Raw genomic sequence first — 13,099 nt, 5'->3', positions numbered from 1 at the left:
CGCCGAAGCGCACAGCTTAGGAACGGTCGCGCCCTGTGGCGCCCGTCAGGCGGCGCGATAGCGCGGGGCCGGGGCGGAGCCGCCCAGATGCTGGGCCATGGCCCGGCGGGTGGCGTCATAGGAGAGCCATTCGCCGCCGTCCTGCAGGGCCGGGATGGTGACGATCTCGCCGGCATCGAGGCCCGCGAGCGCGGCATCCACCATCTCCTCCGCGGACATCACGATCTCCTTCGGCAGATTCTCGTGGCCGCCGACGCCGGGGATCTTCCAGAATTCCGTCGCGGTCGCCCCCGGGAGCACCGCCTGCACGCGCAGGCCGCGCGCGCCCAGTTCGTGCTGGAGCGACTGGGTGAGCGCCAGCACATAGGCCTTGCTCGCCCCATAGACGCCGTTCAGCACCTCCGGCGCTAGCGCCACGATGGAGGAGATGTTGACGATGGTGCCGCCGCCCCGCGCCACGAAGGCGGGCGCCGCGGCGTAGGTCAGGCGGGTCAGAGCGGTGACGTTGATGGCGATCATCTCCTCCATGCGCGCGACATCGCTGTCGAGGAGGGGCGTCGCGGCACCGAAGCCGGCATTGTTCACCAGCATGGAGATGCCGACCTCCTCGCGCAGCAGCGCCTCGATGCGGCGGAGGTCGGCCGCATCGTTGAGATCGGCGGTCACGGTCTTCACCGTGCGACCGGTCGCGGTCGTGATGCGCGCCGCCACCTCCTCCAGCCGCGCCGCATTGCGGGCGACGAGGATGAGATCGTAGCCGCGGCGTGCCAGCCGCTCGGCATAGATGGCGCCGATGCCGCCGGACGCTCCGGTGACCAGCGCGATGCCCTTGTTCCGTTCCGTGTCCATGGCCGATCCCCGGTCGTTGGTGCGAGACAGATGGAGACTAGGCGCCAGGCGCTGTGTCTTGAATGTCGAAGAAACAGCAATTCAGGACACACTCGCGTGGCGCCGGTCGAGCACGAGGGCGATGATCTCGGACGCCGCGGCGGTGGCGCCGATGGCCCAGATGAGCCCGCCGGCGACAAGGCCGGCGCCAATGGCCGAGCCGAGCGAAAAGCCGAGATACATGGTGGAGGTGTTCAGCGCGAGGGCGACCGGCGCCTGCGCCGCTGGCCCGGCCCCGATGAGCCGCGCCAGCTGTGCCGGATAGAAGGACCAGACGCTGAAGCCCCACCCCACCACGCCGGCCAGCACCGGCACGAGGGCGAGCGCCGGGGGAAGCCGCGTCGCGAGCGCCAGCGTCAGGAAGGAGAGCCCGAGCACCACGAGGGAGCCCACCACCACCCGGCGCGAGCCGAGCCGGTCGTTGAGGCTGCCGCCCACGCTGACGCCGACCGCCGCCGCGAGCCCCCAGGCGGACACGCTGGCGGTGATTCCGGCGGGGCCGAAGCCCAGCACCTCGGCGAGATAGGGCGCGATGTAGGGATAGGCGACAAAGGCCCCCACCGACCAGAACAGGGTGACGCCGAGCAGGCCGAGCACCGCCGGCTGGCGGACCACGCCCAGCCGCTCCGACAGGCTTGCCACCGCCACGTTCGATCCCGCATCCCTGCGGATGCCGAGGAGGGTGCCCACGATGGCGACGAGCCCCATGGCGGCGACGCCGAGGAATGTCGCCCGCCAGCCGAAGGCATGCCCCACCACCGACCCGAGCGGCAGGCCGAGGGCAATGGCGAGGGTCATCCCGCCGCTGACGATGGCGAGTGCTCGCCCGCGCTTCTCCGGCTCCACGATCACGCCCGCGAGCGCGTTCGCGCCGGGCACGTAGAGGCCGGATGCGATGGCCATGGCCATGCGCGCGATCAGCAGCGCCGCAAAGGAGGAGGAGAAGGCCGCCGCGAGGTTCGCCGCCGTGAACAGGCCTATGGCGAGCAGCAGCGCGCTGCGCCGCCTGAGGCCCGCCGTCGCCACCGTGGTGATGGGCGAGGACACCGCCATCATCAGGGTGAAGACCACGACGAGGGTCGCTGTGACCGACAGACTCATGCTGAGATCCGCCGCGATGGTCGGCAGCAGCGGCGCGATCATGAAGCCCTCGGTGCCGATGGCGGCCGTCCCCAGCGCGAGGAAGACCGCGGGCATGAGAGAGGACGCTGCGGGGGTCGTGGCCCGTCCCTCACCGGGCGCCAAAGCGGCCGCAGCCAGGGGGGCGTTTTCGCAAGAACCGGCCATGACGGCCTCCAGACACATCGTGGGATGGCTGGAGCCTAGGCGGGGGCGCCCGTGTCTCAAATGACATCTAAACGTCAATTCGCGCCATGCGCCGGACCGTCTTTCTCGCCCTCGATGTAGCGCAGGCTGCGACGCAGGCTCTGGGGCGGGTGGCCGAAGTGGCGCAGGAAAGCGCGGCGCATCCGGTCGCGGTCGTCGAAGCCGGTGTCGCGCGCCACCACGTCCATGGCGTGGCGCCCCTCCTCCAGCATGGACTTCGCTGCCTCCAGCCGCAGCCGCTCAACCGCCTTGGCGGGGGTTTCGCCGGTCTCCTCACGAAACACCCGGCTGAACTGGCGCGGGCTGAGACTGGCGGCCTCCGCCAGCTCTTCCACGGTCAGGGGATTGCGCAGGTTTTCCTTAGCGTAGGTGAGCGCCCGGCGGACACGATCGGAGCGCGGCTCCAGCTCCAGCAAAGCGGAGAACTGCGACTGGCCGCCGGGCCGGCGATGATAGACCACCAGCTTGCGGGCGATGGACCGGGCGAGCGCGGCGTCGTGGTCGTCCTCCACCAGCGCGAGGGCGAGGTCGATGCCCGCGCTCATGCCGGCGGACGTCCAGACATTGCCGTCGCGGATGAAGATGCGGTCGTCGTCCACGCGGATGGAGGGATAGCGCTCCTGTAGCGCCCGCGCATGGGCCCAGTGGGTGGTGGCCGCCTTGCCGTCCAGCAGACCGGCTTCGGCGAGGCGGAAGGCGCCGGTGCAGATGCCGGCGACACGCCGCGATTTCTCGCCCGCTGCCGCGATGTAGGTGCGCAGGGCCTCCGGCGTGGGGGTGGGGACCAGTTCGCCCAGCACCACCAGCGTGTCGGGATAGTCGCCCAGCGGCTGCGTGGTGACCGCGACGCCGAGGGAGGAGGAGACACTGCCGCCCGTCTGCGACATCAGGGTGAGAGTATAGGCCGGCTGCTCGAGCACCGTATTGGCGAACTCGAAGGCCGACACGGCGGCGAGCCCCATGACCTGAAACCCGTCCTCGACGATGAAGCCGATGTGCCGCATGTCCCGCGTCCATGTCCCGTTTCGCCGCTTCAGGCATCTGGGACATCGGAACGCGAATGCAAGCGAACCTGGCCCGCTTGGTCCGTCCAGTCGGGGCACATGTCCTCAATCGCCGTGTTTTCGTCCCTCCGCGCGGCGCGTCAGGCTCCGAGCTTCGTCTTCGCCAGCGGCAGCGTGCGGATGCGGCGGCCGGCGAGGGCGGCGACCGCATTCTTCCCGGAGGCGTGGCTGTGCCTGTGCAGCGCCGAACCGGCCATGGTCGCCACCGGCAGCGCCTCTCTGCGCGGGCTCGCGCTCTATTTCGCGGCGCTTTCCGTGGCGCTGATCGTCTACGCGGCGACCATCCTTACTGCAGTGAAGACGGGGGCATGGCTCAGGTGAGGGTCTGATCCTTCACCGCTCCTTCCGCGCCGTCGCCGGAGCATGTCGGGCCGCGAGACGGCCCGGCCCTGCCATGAGCGTCTGAACAGGGCCGAGCCGCGGCCGCCGCGCGTCCCCCCCAGGGGAATGCCGCCCCTCGCGATCCGCCCCTCCAGTTCCTGAAGTAGCACCCCATTCGGGGATCGACGCCATGCGCCCGCCGCACCCGGGAACCTCCCGTCATTCACCCCATTTGGTTGGACCAAATTGATTGATTGCAATTCTGTTTGACATCATTTTCTGAATTAGGCAGTACCAATTCAAACTATCGGCAATTTTGGTAGTACCAAATAACAAGAGGGGGATAACGTGGGGGTCTGGAACCAGATTTATAACCCGATGGGGAACATGTGGCTGTCGAGCCTCGGCGCCGCGATCCCGATCATCTTCTTTTTCGTCGCCCTGACCAAGCTCAAGCTGAAAGGTTATGTGGCCGGGACCATCACGGTTCTTCTTGCGCTCGGCGTCGCGATCCTGCTTTACGGCATGCCGGTGCAGATAGCGCTGGCCGCGGGCGTGTTCGGTTTCTTCTACGGATTGTGGCCGATCGCCTGGATCATCATCGGCGCGGTCTTTCTCTACAAAGTTTCCGTTGAGACAGGTCAGTTCGAGATCATCCGCCGCTCCATCCTCTCCGTTACGGAAGACCAGCGCCTGCAGCTGCTCCTCGTGGGCTTCGCATTCGGCGCCTTCCTTGAAGGCGCGGCGGGGTTCGGAGCGCCGGTGGCCATCACTGCCGCGCTGCTCGTGGGCCTCGGCTTCAAGCCGCTCTATGCCGCCGGCCTCTGCCTGATCGCCAACACCGCGCCGGTCGCCTTCGGCGCCATGGGCATCCCGATCATCGTCGCCGGGCAGGTCACGGGGCTCGACCCCTTCCACATCGGCCAGATGGCCGGCCGCCAGTTGCCCTTCCTCTCGGTGCTGGTGCCCTTCTGGCTCATCCTCATCATGGACGGCACGCGCGGCGTGCGTGAGACGTGGCCCGCGATCCTCGTCGCCGGCGGCTCCTTCGCCACCGTGCAGTTCCTGACCGCCAACTTCGTCGGCCCCGAGCTACCCGATATCACCGCGGCGCTCGCCACCCTCATCACGCTGCCGCTGTTCCTGCGCTTCTGGCAGCCCCGCCGCATCTTCCGCTTCGAGACCGAGGCGAACACCAAGGGCGCTCTGGACCACGGTGCCGCCCCGGCGCCCGCCGTCGCCGCCGTCGAGCCGGCCGTCACCTACACCGCCGGCCAGATCGTCCGCGCCTGGTCGCCGTTCCTGATCCTCACGGTGTTCGTGACCATCTGGAGCATCCCGCCCTTCAAGGCCCTGTTCGCGGCGGGCGGCGCGCTGGAGGGAATGGTCGCCCATTTCAGCGTGCCGTTCCTGCACAACATGGTCGTGAAGCTGCCGCCCATCGTCACCGCCGCGAAGCCCTTCGCCGCCGACTACAAGTTCGACTGGCTCTCCGCCACGGGCACGGCGATCTTCCTCGCCGCCATCGTGTCGGTCGTCTTCCTCGGCATGAAGCCGTCGCGCGCCGTCTCGACCTTCGTCTCGACCATCAAGGGCCTGCTGATCCCGATCTACTCCATCGGCATGGTGCTGGCCTTCGCCTTCATCGCCAATTACTCGGGCCTGTCCTCCACCCTAGGCCTCGCGCTGTCGGAGACCGGGCCGAGCTTCACCTTCTTCTCGCCCTTCCTCGGCTGGCTCGGTGTGTTCCTCACCGGTTCGGACACCTCGGCCAACGCGCTGTTCGCCTCGCTGCAGGCCACCACCGCGCACCAGATCGGCGTGAGCGACGTGCTCCTCGTGGCGGTCAACACCACCGGCGGCGTCACCGGCAAGATGATCTCGCCCCAGTCCATCGCCATCGCCTGCGCGGCGGCCGGGCTGATCGGCCGGGAGTCGGACCTGTTCCGCTTCACCGTCAAGCACAGCCTCGCGCTGGCAGCCATCGTCGGCATCATGACCACCATCCAGGCCTACCTGACGCCGTGGATGATCCCCTAAGGGGCGAGGCGCGGAAGACTCCGACTGACTGGGCCATTGTCCCGGTGCCCCGCAGCACCGGGACAATGCGCGTTGCGGGCTGGAAGTCGGTGCGGCAGCCCGACATAGTGGAGCCCGCATAGCCGGCTTGTCCGGCCCGATCTCCTCCGGCTCGGACCCAGACAGGGCTTTCATCGATGGCGCCGTCCCCCTCCCCTTCCTCCGCCCAGCGCGTGGCCGACCGGGTCGAGCTGGCGATCGAGGCGCTGATTGAGGCGCGCGGCCTTGCCGTGGGCGACCGGCTTCCCTCCGAGCGCGCCCTCTCCGAAATGCTGGGCGCCTCGCGCAACACCCTGCGCGAAGCCCTGATGCGCCTCGGCGCGCGGGGGCGGATCACCATCCGCAAGGGCGGCAACATCATCGCCGAGCCGGCCGAGGCGCGCTGGACGACCGCCACCATCGCCGATCCTCTGGCGTCAGTGGTGGCGGGCAACCCCGGCTTCGGCCATGACGTTCTGGAAGTGCGCCGGGGGCTGGAGGGCCAGGCCGCCTACCACGCCGCGCTTAGGGCGACGCCGGACGATCTCGACGCCATCCGGCGCTGCATCGACCAGCTCTCGGCCTATCACGAGAAGGGCGACGCGGTGGCCGAGGCCCGTGCGGACGCCGCCTTCCACCTCGCCATCGCCGATGCCTCGCACAATGCGGTGCTGCGCTCGGTCATGTCGAGCATGTTCGGGCTTCTGCAGAGCAGCATCTCCGAGAGTCTCGACAAGCTCTATATCGTGCCCCGCACCTATGAGCGGCTCTCCGCGCAGCACCAGACGCTGATGGACACCATCGCCGCTGGAGACGCCGACGCCGCCCGGCGGGCCTCCGACGATCATCTCGCCTTCGTCGCCCAGACCATCCGCACCATCGACGAGGAGCGCGCCCGCCGCGAGCGCGCGGACACCCTGCGCCGCAGTGCGCGGATCTAGCGGCCGAACACGGTCCGCGCTGCCGCCACCAGCGCGTGCGCGTCCGCCGCGATGGCTTCCACCGCCTTGCCCGGCTTGAACAAGGCCGAGCCGATACCGAAGCCCTCCGCCCCGGCCGCGCGGTAGGCGGCCATGTTGGTGGTGTCGATGCCGCCCACGGGCAGGAGCGGGATGTCGGTGAGCACCGCGCGCCACGCCTTCACGAGGTGGGGCGGGATGCCTTCTGCCGGGAACAGCTTCAGGGCGTCGGCGCCGGCGGCGCGGGCGGCGAAGGCTTCGGTGGGGGTGGCGACGCCCGGCGTGCAGAAGAGGCCGGCCGCCTTGGCGGCACGCACCACGGCGAGGTCCGCATGGGGCATGACGATGAGCTGGCCGCCCGCCGCCTTCACCGCCGCCACGTCCTCCGGAGTCAGCACCGTGCCGGCGCCGATCAGGGCGCGCTCGCCGAAGGCGTCGGCGAGGATGCGGATGGTGTCCAGCGGCTGCGGCGAGTTGAGCGGCACCTCGATGATGGTGAAGCCCGCCCCCACCAGCGCCGCGCCGATATCCAGCGCCTCCTCCGGCTTCAGCCCACGCAGGATGGCGACGAGAGGACAGGCGGCAAGGGCGTCCTTGAAGGTGGGCATGGATCGCACTCCTGAAATCAGATGAAGCCAGCCGCCTTCGCCACCGCGTGCTGTCCGGCCGGGCCGCAGCCCTCCGGCGCGCGGGCGTGGGGCAGGCCGAGGATGGTCGCGGCTTCCGCATAGCGCGCGGCGAGGGCGGGGTTGGCAACCAGCGTGAAGGGCTCGCCGGCCGAGGCATCGCGCAGTTCAGCGCCGATGAGGAGGCCGGAGAGCATGTCCGCGCTGTCCGCCCCCGCCAGCCGCCCGGTCAGGCCCAGCGCGCGCAGCGAGAACAGGCGGCCGAGCAGCGCCCCCGGCCCTTCGAGTTCCGCCGCCGCTTCCACACCCCGGCGGAAGCCTTCGGCGGAGAAGGCGCCCTCCTCCATCATGCGGCCGAGGATGGTGTGGCCCTTGAGCGCGGCGAACACCTCGCCGGTCATGTAGGTGGCGAAGGTGGCGATGCGCCCCGCCTCCACCCGCACCCACTTGGAATGGGTGCCCGGCAGCACGAACAGGCCGTCCGCGACGCCGAGGCGTGCGAGGGCGCCGAACACCTCCACCTCCTCGCCGCGGATTACGTCCGGCGCGGTGTCGTCATCCTTGAGCACGCCGGGCACGATGGCGATGCGGCCGAAGCCGGGCTGGGCCGGCACCTCGGCGAGGGCGGCGGCGAGGTCCGGCAGACCGGCGGGGCAGCGCGCATAGGGCGCTTCCACCCAGCCCTGCCGGCTGCCCACCATGCCGGAGAGCAGCACCGGCAGCGGGCCATGGTCCCGCGCCCAGTCGCCGGCGATGGCCGTCAGAACCTCGGGAAAGGTCGCGCCGCCGAGGGCCATGATGCCCTGCCCGCTCGCGCTGGTGGCCAGCACCTGTCCGTCCGCCGCCATGAGATAGGCGCGGAGCGAACTCGTGCCCCAATCACAGGTGATGAGCGCGGGCGTCATGGGCTCAGTGATGCAGGATCTGGCCGAGGAAAGTGCGCGTGCGTTCGCTCTTCGGGTTGGCGAAGAAGGTGGCGGGCGGCCCCTCCTCCACGATCTCGCCCTTGTCCATGAAGATCACCCGGTCGGCCACCTGCCGCGCGAAGCCCATCTCGTGGGTCACGCAGATCATGGTCATGCCGTCATGGGCGAGGGAAATCATGGTGTCCAGAACCTCCTTCACCATCTCGGGATCGAGGGCGGAGGTCGGCTCGTCGAACAGCATCACCTTGGGCGCCATGCACAGCGCGCGGGCGATGGCCACGCGCTGCTGCTGGCCGCCGGAAAGCTGGCCGGGATACTTGTTCGCCTGCTCGGGAATGCGCACGCGCTCCAGATACTTCATGGCGATGGCCTCGGCCTCCTTGGGCGCGAGGCCGCGCACCTTGCGGGGCGCCAGCGTGCAGTTCTGCAGCACGGTGAGATGGGGGAACAGGTTGAAGCTCTGGAACACCATGCCCACCTCGGCGCGCACCTTGTCGAGCCCGCGCGAGGATTTGCCGACCTGCGTGCCATCCACCACGATCTCGCCGCCCTGGTGATGCTCCAGCGCGTTGATGCAGCGGATGAGGGTGGACTTGCCGGAGCCCGACGGCCCGCAAATGACGATGCGCTCGCCCTGATGCACGTCGAGGTTCACGGCCTTCAGAGCGTGGTAGGTGCCGTAATATTTCTCCACGCCCGCCATGCGGATCATGACGGGGCGCTCGCCGGCGGGCGTGCTGTCAGCAGGGGCGGGAGTGAGCATGGCAAAGCCCTTCTCGTGTCTGTCGATGTCCGAACGCCGGTGTTGTTCGCCGTCATGCCCCGGCTTGTCCGGGGCATGACGCGCGGTTTTCCTCAGAACGTCGGCATGGTGGGCAGGGGAACCTTGAACCACTTCTGATTGATGGCGTCGAGCTCGCCATTGTTCTTCACGAAGTAGAGGAAGGTATTGATCCACTGCAGGAAATCGGTGGAGCCGCGGCGCACGGTAATGCCGTTATACTGGCTGCGCAGCGTGATCTTCTTCTCGATGCCCATGTCCGGGTTCGCCTCGGCCAGCTGGGTGCCGATGAGGTTGTTGGCGCCGAGCAGGTCCACCTGGCCGGAGATGAAGGCCTGGGCGGCGGTGGCGTCGTCGTCGAAACGCATGATGGTCGCCCCCTTCGGCACGGCGGCGGTCAGCGCGGTGTCCTGGGTGGAGGCGCGGGCCACGGCGATCTTCTTGCCCACCGTCTGGTCCATGCTCTTGATCTCGGTCTTCTTGGGACCGATCAGCTGGATCTCGATGGTGGAATAGGGGATGGAGAACATCACCTGCTTGGCGCGCTCGGGGGTGATGCCGAACACGGCGATAAGCACGTCCACCTTGTTGGTGAGCAGATAGGGAATGCGGTTCGGCCCGGTCACCGGCACCAGCTCCACCTCGACGCCGAGATACTTGCCCATGAGGCGGGCGACGTCGGCATCATAGCCTTCCGGCTTGCCCTGGGTGTCAAGCAGGCCGAAGGGCGCCACGTCCACCAGCATGCCGACGGTGAGCTTCTTCTTCGACAGGATGTCGTCGATGCTCTGCGCCGAGGCGCCGTGGGAGAGGCCGGTGGCGGCCAGAGCCGCAAGGCCCAGCGCCGCGACGGCGCCGCGCGCGCTCTTCAGAATGGTGCCGAAAGTCATCGTCTTATTCCTCCGTCTGCGCCGCGTCCGGGGCGGCCTTTGTCTTGAGGGTCAACCTGAACCGTCACCGCGACACGGTGCCGAAACGCTTTTCGAGGTGGCGGGCATAGAGCGAGAGCGGCCAGCACAGGGCGAAGTAGATGGCCGCGACGATGCCGAACACCAGGAACGGCCGGAAGGTCGCATTGTTCACGATCTGCCCGGCGCGGGTCAGTTCCACGAAGCCGATGATGGAGGCGAGCGACGTGCTCTTCACCAGCAGCACGAGGAAGCCCACCGTGGGCGCCACGGCGATCTTGGCCGCCTGGGGCAGGATGATCTCGCGCATCCGCGTCACATAATGCAGGCCGAGGGCGGTGGAGGCCTCCCACTGGCCCTTGGGGATGGCCTGGATGCAGCCGCGCCAGATCTCGCCGAGGAAGGCGGCGGCATTCAGCGTGAGGCCGATCGCAGCCGCCGCCAGCGGGTCCACCGAGGCGCCGACCATGGTGGCGCCGAAGAAGACGAGGAAGAGCTGCATCAGCAGCGGCGTGCCCTGGAAGACGAGGATGTAGGCCCCGGCCGTCGCCCGCAGCCACTGCCACGGCGACGTGCGCGCCAGCGCCACGACGAGGCCCAGCGTCGCGCCGCCGACGAAGGCGATGGCCGAGAGCAGCAGCGTCCAGCGTACGGCGGAGACGAGGAAGAAGAATTCGGCAGAGGTGAACTGGCGGATCATGTCGCTCCCCTCCTCAGCGTGCGGCATCTGTCCGCGCGAACACCGCGCGGTAGATGAGGGCGAACGCGCCGGCGAACATCAGCGACATGGCGAAATACATGCCCGTCACGACGATATAGATCTCGAACGAGCGGAAGGTCTGCGATTGCAGGTTGTTGGCGACCGCGGTCAGTTCCTCTGCCGAGATGGCGGAAACGACGGAGGAGGTCAGCATCAGCAGGATGAACTGGCTGGTGAGCGAGGGATAGATCGCCTTCAGCGCCGGGAACAGAACCACATAGAGGAAGATCTGCAGCCGCTTGAGGCCCAGCGCCAGCCCGGCCTCGATCTGTCCCTTGTGGATGGTCTCGATGCCCGCGCGCACGATCTCGGTGCAATAGGCGCCGGCATTGACGACCATGGCGAGCAGCGCCGCCTCGTTGGCGTCGAGCCGTATGCCGGCACGCGGCAGGCCGAAGAAGATGAGGAAGATCTGCACCAGGAAAGGCGTGTTGCGGATCACCTCCACATAGAGGTCCACCAGCCAGCGGACAGGCCGCGGCCCCTGCGTCTTGCCGAGCGCGCAGAGCACCGCCACGGCGAGCCCGAGCATCATGGCAAGGCCCGAGAGACGGATCGTCAGCCAGGCGCCCGTCAGCAGCTCGGGCCATGCGTTGAAGACGTCTCCGAACTGGAAGACGTAGTTCATCTTGCGCCTCCTGTCGGGCGATTGGCCGCGCCGCACGACTGGCGGATGACAAGGCGCGGCGGCACGATGATCTCTTCCCGCGGGCGGTCGGGATGGGCGATGCGGCGCAGCAGCAGCCGCGCGGCCTCGCGCCCGACAACGCGGGGATCGGTGGTGAAGGTGGTGAGCGCGGGGCGGTGCAGGCCCGCTTCGTCCACGTCGTCGCAGCCCACGACGGCCACGTCCCGGCCCGGCACCAGGCCGCGCTCGTCGAGGGCGAGCATGACGCCGAAGGCCACCACGTCGTTGTAGCAGACGATGGCCGAGGGGATGTCGCCCTTGGCCAGCAGCTCACGCGCTGCCGTATAGCCCGACGAGCGGTCGATGACCGCACAGGGCACCACGGCGCCGCTCTTCAGTTTGTGGCGGCGCAGGGCGCGGTGGAAGCCGGCCATGCGCTCGGCCAGCGGCGCGATGCGGCGCACGCCGCCGATGAAGGCGATGTTCCTGTGGCCCAGCCCGATCAGATGCTCGGTGATCAGCTCCATGCCGGCGCCGTAGTCCGGGCCGACATAATCGGCGGGGAAGCCCTCCACGCGGCGCTGTGCGAGGACACACGGCATGCGCGCGCAGGCCCCCTCCTCCAGCGCATCGGCGCGGGTGTTCTCGGATGCGACCACCACCAGCCCGTCGACGCCGTGCTCCTGCATCCGCACCAGCACCTCGCGCTGGCGGGCGGCGTCCTCGGCGGCGTTGCCGATGAAGGCCATGTAGCCTTCGGTGCCCAGCACCTCGTCGATGCCGGCGGTGAGCTGGGCGAAGTTGGGGGTGGTGATCTCGCACAGGACGAGCCCGACGGTGCGCGAGGCGCCGGAGCGCAGGTTGGCGGCGCTGCGATTGTAGACATAGCCGAGGCCGGCCATGGCCTCCTCGACCTTGGCGCGGGTCTCCGCCTTCACCAGCGGGCTCTTGCGCAGGACGAGGGAGACCGTGGCGCGGGAGACACCGGCATGGGCCGCCACGTCCTTCAGCCGCACCCGGAGGCCGCCGGCGAGCGGCGCCTCGTCCGGCAGATCAGACGGTTCGGCAGCATCGCGGGCGGCCGGCAAGCGGCGGCCCTGCGGCCCCTTGGCACCCTCCACGCGCAGCCTCCTCGGCAGTTCCGGGTCCTTGGCGGACCTCTCGACGGCCTTTGTCTAGGAGAAGGCGCAGGGTGTGGTCAACGAAAATTTAGATCGATCCAAATGCTGCGCCGCAACGCTCCGGGCACGCGAGCCGGCATCGCCGGGGGGTATCAGGCGATGGCGACGACCTCGACCTCGCGCCCCGCCACCAGCGCCACATCGCCCACGGCCTTGCCCATCACAGCGGCGGCGATGGGCGATACATAGGACACCGAACCCTTGGCAGGGTCGGCCTCGTCCTCGCCGACGATACGGAAGGTCTGGCGCCGGCCGTCCTCGCGATCAAGGATCACGGTGGTGCCGAACTGGACGGTCTCGGGATGGGCCGGCGTCTCGATGAGCTGGGCGCTGGCGCGGCGGGCGCCGTAATAGCGCAGGTCGCGCGTCGCCCGCGCCATGGCCATGCGGTCGGCCTGCACATCGCCCATCTGCGCCTCGGAATAGGCGGCGCGCGCCTCGGCCAGCGCGGCATCGAGCGCGGCAAGGCCGCTCGCCGTCACCAGATTCGGATGCGGCGAGATGGGCCGGTCCGGAAGGTCGGCGGCAGTGGCTTCGAGATCGGTTTCACGCGTGAAGGCAACGGACATTCAAAAGCAAATCCCGGAGCTTGAGGCATCGTCCCCCAAAGTCAGGAGGACCATTGACCTAAGCATCCGGGATCAAGCTTGCAACCGGCCGCCGCGCGGCAGCC

14 protein-coding genes are annotated in these 13,099 nt (G+C 68.9%); 3 read left to right on the top strand and 11 right to left on the bottom strand.

Features of this window, described 5'->3' with window-relative positions:
* Positions 1-45 precede the first annotated feature (45 nt).
* The 3 genes from D7006_RS11470 to D7006_RS11460 form a co-directional block, all read right to left on the bottom strand.
* Positions 46-849, bottom strand: a complete 804-nt coding sequence (locus tag D7006_RS11470) for an SDR family oxidoreductase (RefSeq protein ID WP_237356691.1) — start codon at positions 847-849, stop codon at positions 46-48.
* A gap of 81 nt (positions 850-930) precedes the next feature.
* Positions 931-2,085: an MFS transporter gene (locus D7006_RS11465; protein WP_237356690.1), complete on the bottom strand. Its 1,155-nt coding sequence runs from the start codon at positions 2,083-2,085 to the stop codon at positions 931-933.
* Positions 2,086-2,249: 164 nt separating this feature from the next.
* The gene (locus tag D7006_RS11460) at positions 2,250-3,218 is read right to left on the bottom strand and encodes a GlxA family transcriptional regulator (RefSeq protein WP_237356689.1); all 969 of its coding nucleotides are present in this window, start codon (positions 3,216-3,218) and stop codon (positions 2,250-2,252) included.
* A 99-nt stretch (positions 3,219-3,317) separates the two neighbouring features.
* On the opposite strand from D7006_RS11460, the gene D7006_RS11455 reads away from it, so the two are divergent.
* From D7006_RS11455 to D7006_RS11445, 3 genes are all read left to right on the top strand, one after another.
* Entirely contained in the window at positions 3,318-3,599 is a 282-nt protein-coding gene (locus D7006_RS11455) for a hypothetical protein (RefSeq protein WP_237356688.1), read from the top strand.
* 387 nt (positions 3,600-3,986) lie between these two features.
* Positions 3,987-5,639 carry an L-lactate permease gene (gene lldP / locus D7006_RS11450; protein ID WP_305852719.1) on the top strand — a complete coding sequence of 551 codons (1,653 nt, stop codon included), beginning with the start codon at positions 3,987-3,989 and terminating at the stop codon, positions 5,637-5,639.
* Positions 5,640-5,815: 176 nt separating this feature from the next.
* Positions 5,816-6,598: an FCD domain-containing protein gene (locus D7006_RS11445; RefSeq protein ID WP_237356686.1), complete on the top strand. Its 783-nt coding sequence runs from the start codon at positions 5,816-5,818 to the stop codon at positions 6,596-6,598.
* Here D7006_RS11445 and D7006_RS11440 read toward each other — a convergent pair.
* The 8 genes from D7006_RS11440 to greA form a co-directional block, all read right to left on the bottom strand.
* On the bottom strand, positions 6,595-7,224 hold the full coding sequence (locus D7006_RS11440; RefSeq protein ID WP_237356685.1) for a 2-dehydro-3-deoxy-6-phosphogalactonate aldolase: 630 nt from the start codon (positions 7,222-7,224) through the stop codon (positions 6,595-6,597). The genes D7006_RS11445 and D7006_RS11440 overlap by 4 nt on opposite strands.
* Positions 7,225-7,241: 17 nt before the next feature.
* Entirely contained in the window at positions 7,242-8,147 is a 906-nt protein-coding gene (locus tag D7006_RS11435; protein ID WP_237356684.1) for a 2-dehydro-3-deoxygalactonokinase, read from the bottom strand.
* A gap of 4 nt (positions 8,148-8,151) precedes the next feature.
* Positions 8,152-8,931, bottom strand: coding sequence for an amino acid ABC transporter ATP-binding protein (locus tag D7006_RS11430; protein WP_305852718.1), 780 nt, complete (start codon positions 8,929-8,931; stop codon positions 8,152-8,154).
* A 92-nt stretch (positions 8,932-9,023) separates the two neighbouring features.
* Positions 9,024-9,839, bottom strand: coding sequence for a transporter substrate-binding domain-containing protein (locus tag D7006_RS11425; RefSeq protein WP_169120623.1), 816 nt, complete (start codon positions 9,837-9,839; stop codon positions 9,024-9,026).
* 64 nt (positions 9,840-9,903) lie between these two features.
* A complete protein-coding gene (locus tag D7006_RS11420; RefSeq protein ID WP_229644480.1) occupies positions 9,904-10,557 on the bottom strand; it encodes an amino acid ABC transporter permease in 654 nt (217 codons plus the stop codon).
* A 13-nt stretch (positions 10,558-10,570) separates the two neighbouring features.
* The gene (locus D7006_RS11415; RefSeq protein ID WP_237356683.1) at positions 10,571-11,245 is read right to left on the bottom strand and encodes an amino acid ABC transporter permease; all 675 of its coding nucleotides are present in this window, start codon (positions 11,243-11,245) and stop codon (positions 10,571-10,573) included.
* Positions 11,242-12,366 (bottom strand): LacI family DNA-binding transcriptional regulator, encoded by a 1,125-nt coding sequence (locus D7006_RS11410; RefSeq protein ID WP_237356682.1) that lies wholly within the window; start codon positions 12,364-12,366, stop codon positions 11,242-11,244. Before D7006_RS11410 ends, D7006_RS11415 begins: the two co-directional genes overlap by 4 nt.
* A gap of 152 nt (positions 12,367-12,518) precedes the next feature.
* Positions 12,519-12,995: a transcription elongation factor GreA gene (greA, locus tag D7006_RS11405; RefSeq protein WP_169120629.1), complete on the bottom strand. Its 477-nt coding sequence runs from the start codon at positions 12,993-12,995 to the stop codon at positions 12,519-12,521.
* Positions 12,996-13,099 lie beyond the last annotated feature (104 nt).

This window comes from Xanthobacter sp. YC-JY1 (genome assembly GCF_021730305.1).
GTDB lineage: Bacteria > Pseudomonadota > Alphaproteobacteria > Rhizobiales > Xanthobacteraceae > Xanthobacter > Xanthobacter flavus.
Note: the sequence above shows the minus strand (reverse complement) of the source record. Positions and strands in the feature narration are given on the sequence as shown.

Bases quoted from the DNA above. Each gene is read 5' to 3' on its own strand.
- D7006_RS11470 (WP_237356691.1), bottom strand. From the start codon at position 849: ATGGACACGGAACGGAACAAGGGCATCGCGCTGGTCACCGGAGCGTCC.
- D7006_RS11465 (WP_237356690.1), bottom strand. From the start codon at position 2,085: ATGCCCGCGGTCTTCCTCGCGCTGGGGACGGCCGCCATCGGCACCGAG.
- D7006_RS11460 (WP_237356689.1), bottom strand. From the start codon at position 3,218: ATGCGGCACATCGGCTTCATCGTCGAGGACGGGTTTCAGGTCATGGGG.
- D7006_RS11455 (WP_237356688.1), top strand. From the start codon at position 3,318: ATGTCCTCAATCGCCGTGTTTTCGTCCCTCCGCGCGGCGCGTCAGGCT.
- lldP (WP_305852719.1), top strand. From the start codon at position 3,987: ATGTGGCTGTCGAGCCTCGGCGCCGCGATCCCGATCATCTTCTTTTTC.
- D7006_RS11445 (WP_237356686.1), top strand. From the start codon at position 5,816: ATGGCGCCGTCCCCCTCCCCTTCCTCCGCCCAGCGCGTGGCCGACCGG.
- D7006_RS11440 (WP_237356685.1), bottom strand. From the start codon at position 7,224: ATGCCCACCTTCAAGGACGCCCTTGCCGCCTGTCCTCTCGTCGCCATC.
- D7006_RS11435 (WP_237356684.1), bottom strand. From the start codon at position 8,147: ATGACGCCCGCGCTCATCACCTGTGATTGGGGCACGAGTTCGCTCCGC.
- D7006_RS11430 (WP_305852718.1), bottom strand. From the start codon at position 8,931: ATGCTCACTCCCGCCCCTGCTGACAGCACGCCCGCCGGCGAGCGCCCC.
- D7006_RS11425 (WP_169120623.1), bottom strand. From the start codon at position 9,839: ATGACTTTCGGCACCATTCTGAAGAGCGCGCGCGGCGCCGTCGCGGCG.
- D7006_RS11420 (WP_229644480.1), bottom strand. From the start codon at position 10,557: ATGATCCGCCAGTTCACCTCTGCCGAATTCTTCTTCCTCGTCTCCGCC.
- D7006_RS11415 (WP_237356683.1), bottom strand. From the start codon at position 11,245: ATGAACTACGTCTTCCAGTTCGGAGACGTCTTCAACGCATGGCCCGAG.
- greA (WP_169120629.1), bottom strand. From the start codon at position 12,995: ATGTCCGTTGCCTTCACGCGTGAAACCGATCTCGAAGCCACTGCCGCC.